Source organism: Phormidium sp. FACHB-1136, assembly GCF_014697375.1.
Lineage (GTDB): Bacteria > Cyanobacteriota > Cyanobacteriia > Phormidesmidales > Phormidesmidaceae > Nodosilinea.
In genome coordinates this window covers 119,933-138,342 of sequence record NZ_JACJRS010000001.1, presented here as the reverse complement: position 1 = coordinate 138,342, position 18,410 = coordinate 119,933, and the positions used below count along the sequence as shown (strand labels likewise).

Annotated in this window: 16 protein-coding genes and 1 tRNA gene; 13 read left to right on the top strand and 4 right to left on the bottom strand. The window is 55.8% G+C overall.

Features of this window, described 5'->3' with window-relative positions:
- The first annotated feature begins 284 nt into the window (after positions 1 to 284).
- The 3 genes from H6G62_RS00655 (at position 285) to H6G62_RS00645 (ending at position 2,784) form a co-directional block, all read left to right on the top strand.
- Positions 285 to 1,715, top strand: coding sequence for a form I ribulose bisphosphate carboxylase large subunit (locus tag H6G62_RS00655; RefSeq protein ID WP_190492171.1), 1,431 nt, complete (start codon positions 285 to 287; stop codon positions 1,713 to 1,715).
- Positions 1,716 to 1,910: 195 nt separating this feature from the next.
- Positions 1,911 to 2,339, top strand: coding sequence for a chaperonin family protein RbcX (locus tag H6G62_RS00650; RefSeq protein ID WP_190492170.1), 429 nt, complete (start codon positions 1,911 to 1,913; stop codon positions 2,337 to 2,339).
- A 103-nt stretch (positions 2,340 to 2,442) separates the two neighbouring features.
- On the top strand, positions 2,443 to 2,784 hold the full coding sequence (locus H6G62_RS00645; protein WP_190492169.1) for a ribulose bisphosphate carboxylase small subunit: 342 nt from the start codon (positions 2,443 to 2,445) through the stop codon (positions 2,782 to 2,784).
- 345 nt (positions 2,785 to 3,129) lie between these two features.
- Here the strand turns inward: H6G62_RS00645 and H6G62_RS00640 are convergent, their stop codons facing one another.
- Positions 3,130 to 4,068: a hypothetical protein gene (locus H6G62_RS00640; protein ID WP_190492168.1), complete on the bottom strand. Its 939-nt coding sequence runs from the start codon at positions 4,066 to 4,068 to the stop codon at positions 3,130 to 3,132.
- A 307-nt stretch (positions 4,069 to 4,375) separates the two neighbouring features.
- On the bottom strand, positions 4,376 to 6,982 hold the full coding sequence (locus tag H6G62_RS00635; protein ID WP_190492167.1) for a chloride channel protein: 2,607 nt from the start codon (positions 6,980 to 6,982) through the stop codon (positions 4,376 to 4,378).
- A 228-nt stretch (positions 6,983 to 7,210) separates the two neighbouring features.
- Here H6G62_RS00635 and H6G62_RS00630 point away from each other — a divergent pair, with 228 nt between their 5' ends.
- From H6G62_RS00630 to H6G62_RS00590, 9 genes are all read left to right on the top strand, one after another.
- Positions 7,211 to 7,606, top strand: coding sequence for a resolvase (locus tag H6G62_RS00630; protein WP_242051767.1), 396 nt, complete (start codon positions 7,211 to 7,213; stop codon positions 7,604 to 7,606).
- 153 nt (positions 7,607 to 7,759) lie between these two features.
- Positions 7,760 to 9,463 carry a SulP family inorganic anion transporter gene (locus H6G62_RS00625; RefSeq protein ID WP_190492166.1) on the top strand — a complete coding sequence of 568 codons (1,704 nt, stop codon included), beginning with the start codon at positions 7,760 to 7,762 and terminating at the stop codon, positions 9,461 to 9,463.
- A 211-nt stretch (positions 9,464 to 9,674) separates the two neighbouring features.
- Positions 9,675 to 11,090: a cation:proton antiporter gene (locus H6G62_RS00620; RefSeq protein ID WP_190492165.1), complete on the top strand. Its 1,416-nt coding sequence runs from the start codon at positions 9,675 to 9,677 to the stop codon at positions 11,088 to 11,090.
- A gap of 219 nt (positions 11,091 to 11,309) precedes the next feature.
- On the top strand, positions 11,310 to 12,383 hold the full coding sequence (locus H6G62_RS00615) for a hypothetical protein (RefSeq protein WP_190492164.1): 1,074 nt from the start codon (positions 11,310 to 11,312) through the stop codon (positions 12,381 to 12,383).
- Positions 12,384 to 12,462: 79 nt separating this feature from the next.
- The gene (locus H6G62_RS00610) at positions 12,463 to 12,798 is read left to right on the top strand and encodes an NADH-quinone oxidoreductase subunit K (RefSeq protein ID WP_190492239.1); all 336 of its coding nucleotides are present in this window, start codon (positions 12,463 to 12,465) and stop codon (positions 12,796 to 12,798) included.
- Positions 12,795 to 14,246 (top strand): cation:proton antiporter, encoded by a 1,452-nt coding sequence (locus tag H6G62_RS00605; RefSeq protein WP_190492163.1) that lies wholly within the window; start codon positions 12,795 to 12,797, stop codon positions 14,244 to 14,246. Before H6G62_RS00610 ends, H6G62_RS00605 begins: the two co-directional genes overlap by 4 nt.
- Before the next feature lie 58 nt (positions 14,247 to 14,304).
- Positions 14,305 to 15,738, top strand: coding sequence for a cation:proton antiporter (locus H6G62_RS00600; RefSeq protein ID WP_190492162.1), 1,434 nt, complete (start codon positions 14,305 to 14,307; stop codon positions 15,736 to 15,738).
- Positions 15,735 to 16,124 carry a Na+/H+ antiporter subunit E gene (locus H6G62_RS00595; protein WP_190492161.1) on the top strand — a complete coding sequence of 130 codons (390 nt, stop codon included), beginning with the start codon at positions 15,735 to 15,737 and terminating at the stop codon, positions 16,122 to 16,124. The genes H6G62_RS00600 and H6G62_RS00595 overlap by 4 nt, the downstream gene beginning before the upstream one ends.
- 11 nt (positions 16,125 to 16,135) lie before the next feature.
- The gene (locus tag H6G62_RS00590; RefSeq protein WP_190492238.1) at positions 16,136 to 16,399 is read left to right on the top strand and encodes a hypothetical protein; all 264 of its coding nucleotides are present in this window, start codon (positions 16,136 to 16,138) and stop codon (positions 16,397 to 16,399) included.
- Positions 16,400 to 16,427: 28 nt separating this feature from the next.
- Here H6G62_RS00590 and H6G62_RS00585 read toward each other — a convergent pair whose 3' ends face one another.
- Both H6G62_RS00585 and H6G62_RS00580 read right to left on the bottom strand, forming a co-directional pair.
- A complete protein-coding gene (locus tag H6G62_RS00585) occupies positions 16,428 to 17,015 on the bottom strand; it encodes a DUF3611 family protein (RefSeq protein WP_190492160.1) in 588 nt (195 codons plus the stop codon).
- 149 nt (positions 17,016 to 17,164) lie between these two features.
- Positions 17,165 to 17,249, bottom strand: a tRNA-Ser gene (locus tag H6G62_RS00580).
- Positions 17,250 to 17,610: 361 nt separating this feature from the next.
- Here H6G62_RS00580 and H6G62_RS27600 point away from each other — a divergent pair.
- Entirely contained in the window at positions 17,611 to 18,405 is a 795-nt protein-coding gene (locus H6G62_RS27600; RefSeq protein ID WP_190492159.1) for a transporter substrate-binding domain-containing protein, read from the top strand.
- Positions 18,406 to 18,410: the final 5 nt, after the last annotated feature.

Here is an 18,410-nt window from a genome sequence, read left to right as displayed (position 1 = left end):
CGACCATAACCTAAAGTTATGAATATATACAGATCTTCCAAAATTAAACTTATCCAATCGCTGGTAATATGCTAGAGCATGAGGTAATGAAAAATACCTAAAGCGCTTGGCAGGCAACTGTTTTGGTAGTTGCCTTCTGTTTGCTGCCATCTCATTGTTTTGGACGTCGGGCTGGTTCTTGGGCTGGGCATAGGTTCCCTCCGTATCTTGCGGGGATTACCGTGTCTGCGACTGGGCCGCCGGGGTTCGCGTGAGAGATTTCTTAGATTCACAGGAAGGGAGATATGTCTTACTCTCAGACAACGACTCAGTCAAAAGCGGGCTATAGCGCCGGGGTCAAGGACTATAAGCTGACCTATTACACCCCCGACTACACCCCCAAAGATACCGATATTTTGGCGGCATTCCGGATGACCCCTCAGCCCGGTGTACCTCCCGAAGAGTGCGCTGCTGCGGTCGCCGCTGAATCCTCTACGGGTACCTGGACCACGGTGTGGACCGACCTCCTGACCGACATGGATCGGTACAAGGGTCGTTGCTACGACATCGAGCCAGTACCGGGCGAAGATAACCAATACATTTGCTATGTGGCCTACCCCCTCGACCTGTTCGAGGAAGGTTCCGTCACCAACCTGCTGACCTCCCTGGTGGGGAACGTGTTCGGCTTCAAGGCCCTACGCGCCCTGCGTCTGGAAGACCTGCGGATTCCCGTCGCCTACCTGAAGACCTTCCAAGGCCCTCCCCACGGTATCCAAGTGGAGCGCGACCGCCTGAACAAGTACGGTCGTCCTCTGCTGGGTTGTACCATCAAGCCCAAGCTGGGTCTGTCCGCCAAGAACTATGGCCGTGCTGTCTATGAAGCCCTACGCGGTGGTCTAGACTTCACCAAAGATGACGAAAACATCAACTCCCAGCCCTTCCAGCGCTGGCGCGACCGCTTCCTGTTTGTGGCCGATGCCATCCACAAGTCCCAGGCTGAAACCGGGGAAATCAAAGGTCACTACCTGAACGTGACCGCCTCCACCTGCGAAGAAATGCTGAAGCGGGCTGAGTACGCCAAAGAACTCAACATGCCCATCGTCATGCATGACTTCCTCACCGCTGGCTTCACCGCCAACACCACCCTGTCCCACTGGTGCCGCGACAACGGCGTTCTGCTGCACATTCACCGCGCCATGCACGCTGTGATCGACCGTCAGAAGAACCACGGGATCCACTTCCGCGTTCTGGCCAAGTGTCTGCGGATGTCCGGTGGTGACCACATCCATACCGGAACCGTGGTGGGCAAGCTGGAAGGTGACCGCGCTGGCACCCTCGGTTTCGTAGACCTGCTGCGCGAAAACTACGTCGAGCGCGACCCCTCTCGCGGTGTGTACTTCACCCAAGATTGGGCCTCCATGGGCGGCGTCATGGCTGTGGCCTCCGGCGGTATCCACGTGTGGCACATGCCCGCGCTGGTGGAAATCTTCGGCGACGACTCCGTGCTTCAGTTCGGTGGTGGTACCCTCGGTCACCCCTGGGGTAACGCGCCCGGTGCCACCGCCAACCGCGTCGCTCTGGAAGCTTGTGTTCAGGCCCGTAACGAAGGCCGTGACCTGGCTCGTGAAGGTGGCGACATCATCCGCGAAGCTTGCAAGTGGTCTCCCGAACTGGCTGCCGCCTGCGAACTGTGGAAGGAAATCAAGTTCGAGTTCGACACCGTTGACACCCTCTAATCGTGCTTTGGCGGCGGTGGGGATAGGTTTCGGCTTATCTCTACCGACGGCGGGGCGTGGGAAGTTCCAAGGGTCAGCATCTTAAAAAAACTTAAGATTGCGGCTTAAGTTACCGAATCTATCTGGATTTCGGGCTTCAATCAGGGCTACCCACCCACCGGGCGGGGTCTAGGTCAACCCTTCGAGGAGACGCCGATGGACCTTAAGCAAGCGGCCAAGGACACCGCCAAGGTGCTGACCAGCTATCTGACCTTCCAGGCCGTGAAAACGGTGCTGAGTCAGCTTAAGGAAACCAACCCCGCCCAAGCCTATTGGCTGAATACGTTTTCGACCAAGGAAGCCCTCCAGGATGGGGAAACCTACCTGACGGCCCTAATGGCGGAAAAGCCCGACCTGGCCATGCGCATCATGACGGTTCGGCAGCACATTGCAGAGGAAATCTGCGAGTTTTTGCCGGAAATGGTGATCGCCAACCTTCAGCAAGCCAATATGGAACACCGCCGCCAGCATTTAGAGCGCCTGACTCAATTGGGTGATGCCGACCATCTCGATCAGTCCGAAACCCTCAGCACCCTTGAGGTGTCCCAGGAATCGGCCAGCGATGGAGAGCGTTCCCTAGAGTAGGTTCCAGGTTTTACAACGGATGGATCGAACCATCGCCGTTCACTCTTTTGTTCACTCGCGGTCAGCCTTGTCTGATCGCAGATTAGTAACCCAGCGAGGAACTATGAAAACTCTGCCTAAAGAGCGTCGTTACGAAACGATGTCCTACCTGCCCCCTCTGACCGATGCTCAGATCGAGCGGCAAATCGCCTACATTCTGAAAATGGGCTACTTCCCGGCTGTGGAGTTCAACGAAGACTCCAACCCCGAAGCCTACTACTGGACGATGTGGAAGCTGCCCATGTTCAACGCCACCTCTACCCAGGAAGTGCTGAGCGAAGTACAGGCTTGCCGCTCCGAGTACTCCAACTGCTTTATCCGCGTGGTTGGTTTCGACAACGTCAAGCAGTGTCAGATCGCTAGCTTCATCGTGCACAAGCCCGGTGCTAGCACCTACCGCTACTAGGATCTGTTTCTGAATTAGGAGGACAATTCCTGATTCAAAATAGAGACAACAAAAGGTCGGGGGAGAACTCCTCCGGCCTTTTGTTGGTTTCAGGAGATCCCAACCCCAATGGAAAATAGCCATCCGGGCTGTTTCTGCGACAGGCCGGAGACCACCTACCCGGTCATGTCTTCACAGAGGAAAGGGGGACATTACTGGAGGTCTAGGGCGTGAATATCTGGGGCATAGAGGCTCTGGAGTCGTAGAAGCTGCGCCCCTTTGAGGTAGAGCAAATCGCCTTTGCCCAGCAGGTTGGCGGCGTCCCCCTATTCATCTTTTAATTATGTAACGCCCGTGAAGGAAAGATTAAGGTTCGGGATAGGCTGTCAACACTGCCATGTAGTAGCGATAGGGACTGCCGGGTACGCAGGCAAAGCCAACGCCAATATCGGTATGACGTTGGAAGAAATCGCTCATTGCTAACAGGTGAATGCGGTGCCCCGGTGGGTTGATCCCGGCATCAATGATCAGCGCATCCATGGCGGCTTGGCCCGTAGCCCGCCCCGCGACTAAGGATTCAATAAAGTTACTGCTAGGTCTTTGAAGCCAATGTCTGGGCAGAGGATAACCCGCTTCAACAACCTTGATATTAGGGCCACGGCCATCGGGATCAACATGGCCAAAGTAGCGACGTTCGCCCAGATCTACGGCCCGCTCACGGGCCACTTGGGTGAGGATAGGATGCACCCTCAGCGGTGGCTGTGGTCTGACATGACTGAGGTTTAGGCCCAGTTGTCGCCCTGCGGCGGCTGGGTTTTGGCGCATCCAGTTGAGATGTGCCACAGCGGCCTGTTCCTGCTCCTGGGCGTTGCAGGTGGTTGGGGGTGTCGCTTGCCCAGGGGAATTCGAGGTAGATCCCGGTGTCGTGGTGATTGCGGTAGGAGTTTGGCCGCGAGAGGATATGGTTGTCGTTGCGGTGGTTGTGCTGCTATTTGGGGTGGTTCCCCCACCGGATTGGTAGGGACAACCCGTTAGGTTGGCAATCTGTTCCCAAAAGGTGAGGGCGTCGCTCCTGGATGCAAAGCTATAGGTGCAGTTGGGAGAGGCAGGGGCGCGGCGGTTGCCACGCCATACCCGCAGTTGAAAATGTTGATTGGAACGATCCATGCGCCACACTTCGTAGGCCGACCCATTGCTAAGGGCACCACTGGCGGTGCGACTAGGGTTAGCCTCCGCGACTTGGGGGGGCACAGTCAGCACCGATATCAGAGCTATGCCCAAGGCTAACCAGCCAGTCTTTTTCATGATCCTACCCCTATAGCGCCTAGCATTTAGCCATGGCTAAGCTGATGTTCTGGGGTTATGGTTCCCGCCCGATCAGTCTGATTAACTAAGCAAAATTACGTAAAAACGGCACTGGAACAGAACTTTCGGGTGATCACATCGTCAAGTCCCCGCTGACGATTGGACGGCAGTACATTAATTTACGGTTCAGAGAAAAATCAGCTAGAAGCAGCGGTCTACTGCCGTAAGGTCTTTAGGGATACCTGATTATTCTCTATCCTGTAGGAAAGAGGACTACCGATTAGCATAGAAGCCAGATCTGCGGCGTTCACTCGCTCTCATCCTCCACCTGGCGCAGCAGGATGATGGTGATGTCAGTTTGTTGGGCAATTTCTAGGGGCACGTTGCCCTTCAGCACTTGGCTGAGCAGGTTTTCGCGGGAAGCCCCTAGCAGAATGGCGTCGCTTTGGCACTGGTGGGAGAGGTCGAGGATGGCCTCGGAGACGGAGGTGTGCGTCACCACATGGGTGCGGACGGGGCGATGCAGGGCAACCTCTAGGTCATCGGCGAGGGTTGAGAGGTACTGGGGGGTGAGACATTTCCCTTGTTCTGGATGGCAGATGGTGCAGAGGTGAATGTCGGGGGTTTTGCCGAGGGTGATCAATCCTGGCAGCAGGCGGTGGGCGCTTTGGGCATTGGGGCCGCCTGCGGTAGGCAGCAGCCAGTGGTTGAAGGTGAGGTTGCGGCCTGGACGGACGACGAGCACTTGGCAAGGGGCTTGGCGGATCAGGGTATCCACCACGCTGTTGATGACGCGACCGGGGGTGAGGGTGGGGTTGTACCAGCCCATCAGGACGAGGTCGATGTGGCGGTCGCGGATGATTTCCAGCAGGGTGCGGCCAATTTCGTGGGCGGCGCGGACTTGGAAATGCACCGATAGGCCACTGTGTTCGGCGTAGGAGAGAGCCAGTTGGCGCAGGGGTTCCGCCGTTTGCAAGTCTACCTTGGCTTCGGCGGGGGCGACACTGCGCGGCACCCGCACCACGTGGACGCACTCCAATTCGTAGTGCAGACCGTGGGCAATGGCGGCGGCGATTTTAATCAGGTCGGGGGCGGTTTGGGGATCGGCGAGGGGCACCAATAAGCGACCCTGTCCCGTGGCTGGAGCCCGCTGTTGGAAGACCACGTAGGAGGGTTCGGCCTGGGGGCCAAGCTCTGGCAGGTCGCCACTGACTTGATCCGATTCGGCCCGGATGATGTCGGCGCGGGTGATGATTCCCACCAGTTTGTTGCCCTCGGTGACGGGCAGGCGGCTGAGCTTGAGGCGGTTCAGCAGGTGTAGCACCCTGGGCAGGGGGGCATCGGGGGACACGGTGACGGGGTGGGGCGTCATCAAGTCCTTTAGGGTGAGGTAGGGTTCAAGTCCCTGGCTGGTGGCCTCGCCCAGGTCGCTTTGGGTGACGATGCCCACCAGTCGCCCCTCCTCTAGCACCGGAAAGCCGCGATGGTGAGATCGGGAAAAGGCTTGGACGACTTCCGGCAGGGTGATCTGGCTGGAGAGGGTTTCTACCCGCCGCTGCATCAAGTCAGCCGCTGTGAGGTGTGCCCAGGGATTGTTGGCCTGGGCTATGGGTTCCAGGTGGATGCCCTTCATTTCCAGCAGGCGGTTATAGATAGATCCCTTATTGGCCCGGTCGGCAATCAGGTAGGCGATGCCAGATCCAATCATCAGGGGCAACACCAGGTTAAAGTTGGCGGTCATCTCAAACACAATGACGATGGCGGTGATCGGCACCCCCGTCACCGCACTAAAAAATGCGCCCATTCCGGTGAGGGCGTAGGTGGTGGTACTGCCCAGGGCTTCTGGCATGGGCCAAGCCCCAAAGCCCGTGTAGGCGGCTTGGGCTAAGAAGCTCACCAAACACCCCAGTGCTGCCCCTAGCACCAGGGAAGGGGCAAAAATTCCCCCCGCCGCCCCCGACCCGTAGGCCAACAACGTCAACAAAAACTTGACCACAAAGGCCACGGCAATCAACTGCCAGCCCGCCGATCCCGTCACCAAAAATTCTTGCAGACCCGTGTTATCTACCGCCGCCACGGGCACAAACACCCCCACCAGGCCCGTAATCAACCCCGCGAGGCCAATGCGTCCCGGCAATCCGAGGGTTTTGAACTGCCGAAAAAAGGCCAAACTGCCGAAGATTCCCCGCCGAAACAGCGACCCCAGCAGTCCGGCCAGCAGTCCTAACACCACTAAAAACGGCAGGTCATAGACCGATAGGCTAACAGGCTTGGCTTCCATCGCTAGGTTTAGCCCCTGCCCCCCCAGCAGCCGCGATACCACTGCCCCAATAAACGAGGCCAAAATGGCGCTGCCCAGCGTCAGGTCAGAGAAGTCCTGGAGTAGTTCCTCTACCACAAACAGCACCCCGGCAATGGGCGCATTAAACCCCGCCGCCAGCCCCGCCGCCGCCCCCGCCGAAATGAGCTGCCGCCGATACTCCGGTGAGGTGGGCACCCACCGACTAAGCTGCGCCGCCAAGGCCGCCCCAATCTGTACCGTTGGCCCCTGCCGCCCCAAGGATAACCCCGACCCCAGGGCCAGCAGCGTACTGCCCAATTTAACGAGGGCCACCCGCAAATTTAGGGGCATTTTGGCAAACCCCAGCGCCGCCTTCACCTGGGGGATACCGCTGCCCGACGCCTCCGGGGCCAGCCGCTCCACCAGCCAGCCCGATAGGTAGCCGCCGCCCAAGCCAATCAGTGGCAGCGCCAGCCAGAGCGGTAAGGTGCTATGGGTGCGCCACAGGGTCAGCCATTCCACCCCCTGCTTCAGCAGCACCGCCGCCAGCCCCGACACCAGCCCAATCACGCAGGCTTCTACCACGGCTACGCGCTTTCGACTCAGAAACGGCTCTAGGCGCTTTTGCAACATGACAGATCGGTGTACGTGACCAACTTTCCCTGACCCATACTAAATCCTGGTGAATGACCTGCGTGTTTAGCTAAAGGAGGAAACCGCGCTCCTACGGTTTGCCGGGGGACGAATCGGGGCGTTGGGATGCGGGCTGAGGTTGATCTGCACTCGATGCCGAACCTGATAGAGTAACCAACGGATATCGCGTCACCAGAATAGCTCCCTAGGGTTTCCTTAGCCGCCGCCATGAGTGTTTCCGACTTTTCCCACAGCCCACTGTCCGAGTTCCCCGGCCCCATGGGTAGTGCCTTTCCTTCGCCAGAACCGGGTCTTTCCATTGACGATGTGCAGCGTGCACTCAACCGTTCGCGGGCCTCGGTCTACCGCTACACCAACACCGACCCCGAACTGCTCAACCCGCCCTACGACGCCACCAAACTCAACCCCGAACTGCGCCAACATAAGGACGACCCCCTGGTGTTTCGGCCCCAGGAGGTGCGCCGCTTTGCGGAGGAGATCTTGGGGCTTCAGCCCGTGATTCAAGTGCAGCCCGCCCCCGAAACTGTAACCACCGATCTGCTGCGCCAAATTCTGGAGGAACTCAAGGCCATCCGCCACCACCTCGAACAGCAGCAACGCTAGGGTTATCTAAGCTTTTCACCCACATCAGAAAAATCAATCATAAATGTGGTGTGCTTTACCGAACGGAAATGCTATCGTTTTGTTCATAGACTTTTGTCGATGCAAAAGCTCTTAGGATTTATTAACTTCAATAAAAGGATTTAGGTGATGGCGATGGACATCACGAATCGGATCAGCTTCCGCCACTGGCGGGGCGACTTATTTGGGGGCGTCACCGCTGCGGTGATTGCGTTGCCGATGGCCCTGGCCTTTGGGGTGGCCTCGGGGGCTGGGCCTGCGTCGGGTCTCTATGGTGCCGTGATTGTGGGCTTTTTTGCGGCGTTGTTTGGGGGCACGCCGACGCTAATTTCCGAACCTACGGGGCCGATGACGGTGGTGTTTACTGCCGTCATCGCTCAACTGGTGGCGGCTAACCCCGAAAACGGCTTGGCCATGGCCTTTACGGTCGCCATGCTGGCGGGTTTCTTCCAAATTATCTTTGGATTTCTCAAGCTGGGGCGCTATGTCACCCTCATGCCCTACCCGGTGATTTCTGGGTTTATGTCGGGGATTGGGGTGATTCTAATTATCCTGCAACTGGGGCCATTTTTGGGCCATGCCACGCCGAAAAACGGGGTTGTAGGCACCCTCACCAGCCTGCCGGAACTCATCACCACCCTCGATCCGGCGGAGGTGGCGTTGGGGGTGTTCTCCCTGGCGGTGCTGTTTTTGATGCCGAAGCAGTTGAAGCGCTGGGTGCCGCCCCAGTTGTTGGTGCTGGTGGCGGGTACGGTGCTGGCCCTGACGGTGTTTGCCAATGCTGACCTGCGCTTGATTGGCGAAATCCCCACCGGATTGCCCACCCTGCAACGGCCCATCTTTAGTGCCGACCAACTGCGGGTGATGCTGGTGGATGGTCTGGTGCTGGGGATGCTGGGCTGTATTGATGCCCTGCTGACGGCGATGATTGCCGACAGCATTACCCGTACCCAAAGCGACCCCAACAAGGAACTGATTGGCCAAGGGATCGGCAACCTGATGTCCGGTCTGTTTGGCGGGATGCCCGGTGCCGGGGCCACCATGGGCACGGTGGTGAACATTCAGGCGGGCGGTACTACGGCGTTGTCTGGTCTGATTCGAGCCGCGATTCTGCTGGTGGTCGTCCTTTGGGCAGCTCCGTTAACGAAGGTGATTCCCCTGGCGGTGCTGGCGGGGATTGCCGTCAAGGTCGGTTTCGACATTTTAGACTGGAGCTTCCTGAAGCGGGCGCACCATGTGTCCTGGAAGGGCACCGCCATCATGTATGGGGTGATGTTCCTGACTGTATTTGTGGACTTGATTGTGGCCGTGGGTGTGGGCGTGTTCATCGCCAATATGCTTACCATTGACCGCCTCAGCAGCCTGCAATCGGAGGGCGTGAAAACCATCACCGACTTCGACGGCGAGTTTCCCCTCAATGACGAAGAAAACGCCCTCATGGATCGGGCCAAGGGCCGGATTCTGCTCTTCCACCTGGATGGCCCCATGATCTTCGGCGTGGCACGGGCCATTTCCCAAGAACATACCGCCATGGAAGACCACGATGTGCTGATTGTGGACTTGCAGGACGTACCCCACCTCGGCGTCACCGCTGCCCTGGCCCTGGAAAATGCCATCCAAGATGCAGCGGACGCCGGACGGCAGGTGTTCCTAGTCGGTGCCAAGGGCAAAACCCTGAAACGCCTGGAGAAACTGGGTGTGCTGCGGTTTGTCCCGGCTGAACACCTCGTCCAAACCCGCGCCGAAGCCCTGAAGGCTTCCCTCAAGGTGCTTGCAGCCATCGACGGCATCGACTACACCAGCGACACCGCCGGATCAGAAGTGCCCCGCCTAGTCTAGGCCAGCTATCCGAGGGTAGATCCCCCCTAGCCCCCCTTGGGAAGGGGGGAACCGGAAGCAAATTCCCCCTTATTAAGGGGGGAACCGGAATCAAAGTCCCCCTTATTAAGGGGGATTTAGGGGGATCTCACCTCTCTCCCACGGAGAGAGAAGCCTAAGGGTGGGCCAGCGCTAAAGTTTTCAACCACTGTGTTAAGAGGTATCCACACCGATGACTGAGATTCTATCCAGCCTGTCTGGGCTACCCTGGGCCGATACGCTCCTCCTGCCCACCCTGTCGCCCCTGCTGGCGGCGGCGACCGAGGCCGAAGCCGAAACCGGGCCGATTGTGCTGGCCGGAGTGCTGCTCAGCCTGGTGGTGATCTACATCGCCAGTAAGCTCGGTGGCGAACTGTCTCGTCTGGTAGACCTGCCCCCGGTGTTGGGGGAGTTGGTGGCCGGGGTAGTTGTGGGCACCTCCGCCCTGAACCTGATTGTTTTCCCCGAAAGCGGGGCCATGGCGGCGGATTCTCAACTGATGAGCCTGTTGCAGTGGATCGGCGGGCTGTCTCCTGAGGCTGTCACCGAGGTCTTCAAAAGCCAGAGCGAGGTGGTCTCGGTCTTGGCAGAACTGGGCGTGATTATTCTGCTGTTTGAAATCGGCCTAGAATCTGACCTGCGGGAACTGCAAAAGGTGGGCTACCAGGCGGCGATTGTGGCCTGTGTGGGTGTGGCCGCTCCCTTTGCCCTCGGTACAGCGGGGCTGATGGTGCTGTTCCATGTGCCCACCATTCCCGCCATTTTTGCCGGGGCCGCGTTGACCGCCACCAGCATCGGCATTACCTCCAAGGTGCTGTCGGAAATTGGCCAACTCAAATCCGCCGAGGGCCAAATCATTGTCGGCGCAGCGGTAATTGACGACGTGCTGGGCATTATCGTCCTCGCCGTAGTCGCCAGCTTGGCCAAAACGGGCGAAGTGGATGTGATGAACGTCATCTACCTGATCGTTAGCGCCACCGGGTTCCTGTTAGGGGCCATCTTCCTGGGTAAATTCTTCAACAGTTCCTTCATCGCCATTGCCGACAAACTGCAAACTCGCGGCAACCTGGTGATCCCCGCCCTTACCTTCGCCTTTTTGATGGCCTTCTTCGCCAACGTTATCCACCTAGAGGCCATCCTGGGAGCCTTCGCCGCTGGCCTGGTGCTGGATGAAACCGACAAGCGCAAGGAACTCGACCTCCAGATCATGCCCATCGCCGACATCCTGGTACCGATCTTCTTCGTTACCGTGGGGGCCAAGGCCGACCTGGGCGTACTCAACCCCGCCATTCCCGCCAACCGCGAAGGTCTGGTCATTGCCCTCTTCCTCCTGGCCGTGGCCATCCTCGGCAAGGTGATCACGGGCTGGACGACTTTTGGTCAAGCTCAGCTTAACAAACTGGCCATCGGCATCGGCATGGTACCCCGTGGAGAGGTGGGCCTGGTGTTTGCGGGCATCGGTTCTGCCAGCGGCGTGCTGTCCAAACCCCTAGAAGCCGCCATCATCATCATGGTGATCGCCACCACCTTCCTGGCCCCACCCTTCCTGCGCATCGCCTTCAAGGGTTCTGAGGGAGAAACCGCCGCCAAGGCCGATCCCGCCGCTTAAACCAGGATGGATCCCCCCTAGCCCCCCTTGTGAAGGGGGGAATCGAATGCAACATTCCCCTCCCTAAAAGGAAGGAGAATTGGATTCAAAGTCCCCCTTTGTAAGGGGGATTTAGGGGGATCCCCCAAGCGGTTACGGATAGCGCAAAAAGCTTGAAAGGCACTGGAATTAAGGGTGGAAGGGGCGCTAAACTGACCCCATCTTTTCTAGACATTGGCGATGCATCTGCTTCAGTTCCGGCGTTGGTCTGAGTCGGCGGGAACCTTTCCCAAACGGCTGGTCACAGTCTTGATTCTGGGTTTAGGGATTGTCCTAGGTATTGCCGGAATTGGGTTAAGCCAAGGGTCATTTCTGCCCCAGAACTCCCTGAGTGAACCAACCGCCCCTTCTGCCGAGGTTGAACGGGTAGAAACCGGAATTTTCGCTATCAGTGTTTACGATATCGACCTGGCGACTAATTCGTTTTATGCCGATTTCTATGTGTGGTTTAAGTGGAAAGGAGCCATCGACCCCATTACCTATTTAGAAGTCACCAACAGCATTAGTGATTGGTCGATGATGTCTGTCCCTGCCCACCCTGAACCGGAACGGTTGCCCAATGGTAGTTTTTACCAAATCTCACGGGTAGAAGGGCGATTCCTCCAATCCTTTGACCTCAAACACTATCCCCTCGATCAGTACAACCTCAGCATCTTTATGGAGAACTCGGCCTACACCACGGATCAACTGGTCTATGTTGCGGATGACCAAGCATCGGGCTATTCCCAGTTCCTAACGATTCCCGGTTGGTCGATTGTGGGGTCAGCCATCGAGAGCCTGGTGAGAACCTACGACACTAACTTTGGTGATCCCCGTCTGCCGAGCCAGTCGGAACATTCGGTGCTGTGCTATTCCCTCAACATTGCCCGCCCCTGGAGCTTCTTTGTTTGGAAATTGCTGCTACCTTTACTGATTGTCCTGGCCTCAAGCTGTGCGGCTCTACTGCTGGCCCCTCAGCACATCGATTCACGGGTAGCGCTTCCGGTAACGGCCCTTTTAACCACCGTTTTTCTCCAGGAAACCTACGCCGACAGCTTGCCTGATCTCGGCTATCTGGTACTGATGGATCAAGTCTATGTAATCGCCTATATCTTAATTTTTATATCTATCCTAGAGGTGATTATCACGGCCTACTGGGTCGATAAAAACGAGGAGATTTGGACAAAACGGGTGATGTGGGCTGATTCGATTTTGCTAAGTCTGCAAATTATTGTCATGGCTACGGGGTTAATCTGGCTTGTTACCCAAGCTTAAAAAGACAAGCCGTAATCTAGACGTTGTCAAAGCCGTAATTGAAGGAAGCTAAACCAACATGCAACTAGGGGGAGATACTATACTTTATGCCTGTGTCTATGCCACCATTTTAATGGGTTTCTTAGGCATCATCTTCAAAGAAAATCTGGTGATGAAAATTATCGCCATGGATGTGATGAGCACTGGGGTCATCGCTCTATTTGTCCTAGTGGCAGCTAGAACCGGAGTGTATACCCCCATCCTTACCGAAATGCCCAAGTCCTCCTACGCTGACCCGGTACCTCAGGCGGTTATCTTAACGGCCATTGTGATCGGCTTTTCGATTCAGGCTTTGATGCTCGTGGGGGTAATGAAATTAGCGCGGGATAACCCCACCCTAGAAACTCGTGTCATCGAAAAGGGGTACGAGCCATGACGATATTTACCGTTATCTGGATTACCCTGCCCCTGTTAGCTGGGTTTAGCATTTATCTGCTGCCCAAGGCCGACCGTGTCCTAGCCTTGGGGGTAACGCTGGTTTCTTTGGCCTACACCCTAGGGGTGTTTCTGTATCCGGTTTCCCTGAGTTTAAGCTTGCTGGATAGCTTTGGCGTACTCCTTCTCGTTGATAACCTAAGTGCCTTTTTTATTCTCACAAATACTCTGGTTACAGCGGCGGTTATTCTCTATTGTTGGCGCACCCCAAAAACGTCATTTTTCTACACCCAAGCTATTGTCCTCCACGGCAGTCTAAACTCGGCCTTTATCTGTGCTGATTTTATGAGCCTATACGTGGCTCTGGAGGTGATTGGAATTGCCGCCTTTCTTCTGGTAGCTTACCCCCGTCAAGACCGCACGCTATGGGTGGCTCTACGCTACCTATTTATTAGCAATACGGCTATGCTGTTTTACTTGGTAGGAGCCATTTTGGTCTACCAAACCAATCAGTCCTTTGCCTTTTCTGGGCTGCTCAATGCCCCCCTTGAAGCGCTGGTTTTGATTGTGGTGGGACTGCTAGCCAAAGGGGGGATTTTTGTGTCGGGGTTGTGGCTCCCCCTCACCCATGCGGAGTCGGAAAGCCCGGTATCAGCTCTGCTGTCTGGGGTGGTCGTCAAGGCCGGGGTGTTTCCCCTGGTGCGCTGTGCCCTCATGATGGAGGAGTTGCTTCCCCTCGTGAGGTTGTTTGGCATGGCGGCGGCGTTTCTGGGGGTGCTCTATGCCCTCTTTGACCGCGATACCAAGCGCGTGCTGGCTTGTAGCACCCTGTCGCAGTTGGGCTGGATTTTAGTCGCTCCCAGCGTGGCTGGCCCCTATGCCTTGGCCCATGGCCTTGGTAAAGCGGCCCTCTTCCTTGGGGTGGGTAACTTGCCTAGTCGCGACCTCCCCATCCTGCGCCAAAATCCCATCGACACTCGGCTTTGGCTCCCCATTACCCTAGCTAGTCTCTCGATTTCAGGGTTTCCGTTGTTCCTTGGATTTAGCACCAAAATGTTAACACTCAAGGCGGTTTTGCCCTGGCAAAGCTGGGTGCTCAATCTCGCTGCCGTGGGAACCGCAATTCTCTATGCCAAATTCATCTTTTTACCTCACCGTAGCCATGACTCCCAAGCCTTCATCAAAAATCCTGGATTAGGAGTGGCACTGTTGCTACTGCTGACGGCTTTAGTGGGTCTGAATTTTGCCTACCTGCCGCAAACACTCACCTGGTTCAATGCTCTCAAAGCCTTGGGAGTAATTGGTGCAGGCTGGTTAATCTGGGGGCAATGGATACGAACGATGCCGTTAAGAATACCCAGGGTGATGGAAAACTTTGAACATCTCATTGGCGCTATGAGCGTGATGTTAGTTCTCGTATTTTGGATGGCTTGGTCATGGTCGTGGTAAGGGCTGCTGCGGATATGTTTTCATTACTCGATTTATCCATGGCCGAAAGGATTTGGCGATGGTGCTAATTTCTTTACTTTGGGTCACACTGCCGTTTTTTATCGGCTTTAGCATTTATCTACTTCCCCAGGCCGCTCGCCTTTTAGCCTTTGGGGTTACCCTGGTTTCCTTGGCCTACGCCATGGTGGTCTTTTCCCAGCCTGCTCCCCTAAGTTTAACCTTGCTCGATAGCTTTGGCGTCACGCTGTTAGTAGATGATCTCAGTGCCTTTTTTATTCTGACCAATGCTCTTGTAACGGCGGCGGTAATTCTCTACTGTTGGCCCAGCGGAAAAACCTCGTTTTTCTATACCCAGGCTATCATTTTGCACGGCAGCGTTAATGCTGCTTTTATTTGTGCCGATTTAATCAGTCTCTACGTGGCCCTAGAGGTGATTGGCATTGCTGCTTTTTTGCTGATTGCCTATCCTCGCAGCGACAAAACCCTATGGGTCGCTTTGCGCTATCTATTTGTTAGCAATACGGCCATGCTGTTCTATTTGGTGGGGGCTATTTTGCTCTATCAAACCCACCAGTCCTTTGCCTTTACTGGGCTGGCGGGTGCTCCTATCGAAGCCCAGGCTTTAATTCTATTAGGACTGCTCACCAAGGGCGGCATTTTTGTATCGGGGCTATGGCTACCCCTCACCCATTCCGAGTCGGAAAGTCCCGTTTCGGCCCTGCTGTCTGGGGTGGTGGTAAAAGCTGGGGTTTTCCCTCTGGCCCGCATGGCGTTGCTAGTCGGAGAACTTGACCCGCTGGTGCGCCTATTTGGAGTCGCTACGGCCCTTTTTGGGGTGGCCTATGCCATGTTTGAAAAAGACACCAAGCGCATGTTAGCCTTTCACACCATTTCCCAGATGGGGTTTGTATTAGCGGCCCCAGAGGTGGGTGGATTCTATGCCCTTACCCACGGATTTGTGAAAGCTGCTTTGTTTCTCTGTGCTGGAAACTTACCAAGTCGCAGTTTTAAGGTTTTGCATGATCAGCCCATTCATCGACCCATTTGGATCGCCCTAGTCATTGCCAGCTTCTCCATTTCTGGATTCCCTTTATTGTCGGGGTTTGGGGCCAAGGTGCTGACCATGAAAAACCTAGCGGATTGGCAAGTGATAGCTATGAACCTAGCAGCTCTAGGGACAGCGATTTCCTTTGCCAAGTTTATCTTTCTGCCCCAAAAATCTGATTCTAGCCAAGCGGTTAAATCTGGCTTTTGGCCAGCAGTGGTTCTGTTATTGGGGGGGCTAGTGGTGGCCAATGTAGTCTATTACGAAGCCTACACTTGGGATAACGTGATTAAACCCCTGGCCACAATTTTCTTGGGCTGGTTGATATATCTAGTTGTCATTCGTCGGCTAGCCATTAAGCTACCCCGTGTGCTGGAAGATTTTGAGCATCTGATTGGCATTATGGCGCTAGCCATTTTAGGACTTTTAGGAATGGTGCTGGTATGACTGGATATTTAAACATTTTGTTGCGCTTAGCCATCTGGTTTCTGCTGACAGCGGATCTTAGTTGGCCCAACATTTTAATTGGGGTTAGTGTTGCCCTACTGTTGCCTAGGGGAACCACCAATCCTGGTCGCCTCAAAGACTGGCTGCGGACGCTGTGGGAAGTGGTGGTGGCGATTCCCCAAGCCTACATAGAAGCCTTTGAAATCATGTTTAGCCCCCACAACCATGAAGTGGTCACCGTGGAGCGGGCTAAACCTCGGCGATCCCCTAGCCTTATTTTTCTTGATATTTTTCTGATTACCTTTACCCCCAAAACTATCGTCCAGCACTACCGAGAACAGGGCTGGTACGAAGTTCATCGTATTACCCGGAGACCCTCCCCATGATCATTCAACCCATGGCTTTGCTGTTGATTGCTATGATTGGTGCTCTGCTGATCCCGATGATCGAAGCGTTCCGCGATGACGATATTTGGCAGCGGATGTTGGCCTTCGCCAGCATTGCCACCAAAACTTCGGTGATGATCCTCGTGATTTCTGTGCTGCGCGACGACTGGATGATCGGCGTGGTGGGAATTTTAATTCTCAGCGTCGGCAATGCAGCTCTAATGCTATTGGCCCACATTCTTAAGCGCCTGAGCACCGTCATGGCCGGGGACTAACCCGGACTCCACAGATGCCCAAAACGCCCTAAAAAGTGTCCTGGGCAAGGCGATGGCGACCCACCACATAGATCAATAGCAGCGCCACGATAAGACCTACTAGACCCGCCGCGATGGTACTGATCATGGCGTAGATCGTAATCATATTGGAAGGCGTAATCAGGGCTGCGGAGGTGACCACCCCATTGGGAGCCAGCACCGTAGCTCCCTGGGGCACCGACAACAACCGTAGGGTCATGGCGCTGACTTGCCAGAGCGCAATGGAGGTGGCGAGACTCAGAATGGCCAAATTGGTCAGCAAACCTAGCTTCAGGGCTCGCTTCACGGCAGACTTAGGGGGCCGTCGGTCGGGCTGCATGAGGCGAGCGGCTAAACGGGTATAGCGGAAGCACCAATAGATGCTGAACAGCAGCACCAGCAAACATCCCATGGCCAGCCAAAGCCCCAAGCCAAATCCTCCTGTCTGCTGGCTGGTAAAGATGCGCGTGGTGATGACCAACAACGGAATGAATCCTAGCAAGGCTTGCAGTACCAAACCCGTCCATCCCAGCCACCGACACCAGTGGGCCAGGTCTTCGGGGGTGGGTTTCTTGGATGACAAATTAAAGATGCTCATGGATCACTGCCACGGAGAACCGGAATCTCATCAAGGGCTAATTTTTCCCATCAAGGACGTAACAGTGAGGCCGTTGAACCCGCCAATAATTGGGATGAATTAGCGATAAAACGGTTCGAGGTTGCGACCGTCTGATCTCGGAGGAGCTACGGAGAGGGTGGGATTCGAACCCACGGAACCTTGCGGCTCATCCGATTTCAAGTCGGACGCATTCGACCACTCTGCCACCTCTCCAGGGATAGGGGTGTACTTCCTTTATATCACCCTTGGGGTAGTCCAGGGTGTTGTGGTGAGCATTTAGGCGCTTGGGACAGCCGAGGCGGTGGACAGCACAGGTACCAAACTAAAAAAATGTAATCTACGTGCCAGCACTCGATAGCGTGGATGCTTAGCCTAGGGATGGCAAAAGCCCGGTTGATGAACTATATTCGGGGGTTAATCTTCCTAGCGGCTAGAACGGTGACCCAGAAACCCGGTTGATCGCCTCAAGGGCTGATGATGTCGTCAGAATGGCGATGTTAGTAACCCGTGTGTTCGCTATACGGCACCGATGCCCTAGGAATTCCCGTTGTGAAACTGTTGTGAAGGAGTTTGCATGAAACGCCGCTGGTTTTTGGCTTCCACTGCTGCCGTGGCTTGTCTCACAGTTGGTCTCACTGCGGCCTGCGGGGGCGGCGAATCCTCAACGGGGGACAGTGGGCCGCAGGTTTTAGTGATGGCCACCTCCGCCGACTATCCCCCCTACGAATTTGTGGAAACCGCTGGCGGCACTGAGGAAATTGTCGGCTTTGATGTGGATATTGCCCGCCATATTGCCACTGAACTAGGCTACGAGCTGGAAATCACCAATATGGACTTTAACGGCCTGATTCCGGCGTTGCAAGCGGGTCGGGCTGATTTTGTGATGGCAGGGATGACTCCCACCGAAGAACGCAAGCAGAACGTGGATTTCTCAGAAATCTACTACGAAGCCAAAAATATGCTAGTGTTTCCGGCCAGCGAAAACATCACCGGGCCAGCGGATTTGGCGGGCAAAACCCTAGGCGTTCAGCTAGGCTCCATTCAGGAAGAGCTAGGTAACAAATTGGTCGCAGACGACCCCAACATCAAGCTTTCCCCCCTCAACCGCATTAACGAGATTGTGCAGGAGCTTAAGTCGGGACGGGTGAATGCCGCCATCATCGAAGACACCGTGGCGGCTGGCTTTTTGGCTAACAACCCCGATTTGCGAGCGGTGGAAATCCCCGATGAAGAAGCCTCTGGGTCGGCCATTGCCTTCCCGAAGGGGTCTGATAGGGTCGAGGACTTTAACCGGGTGCTGGCGGAAATGAAGGACAGCGGCCTGATGGAAGACTTGATTCTGAAGTGGTTTGGCGATGGGGAAGGTTAGGCCAT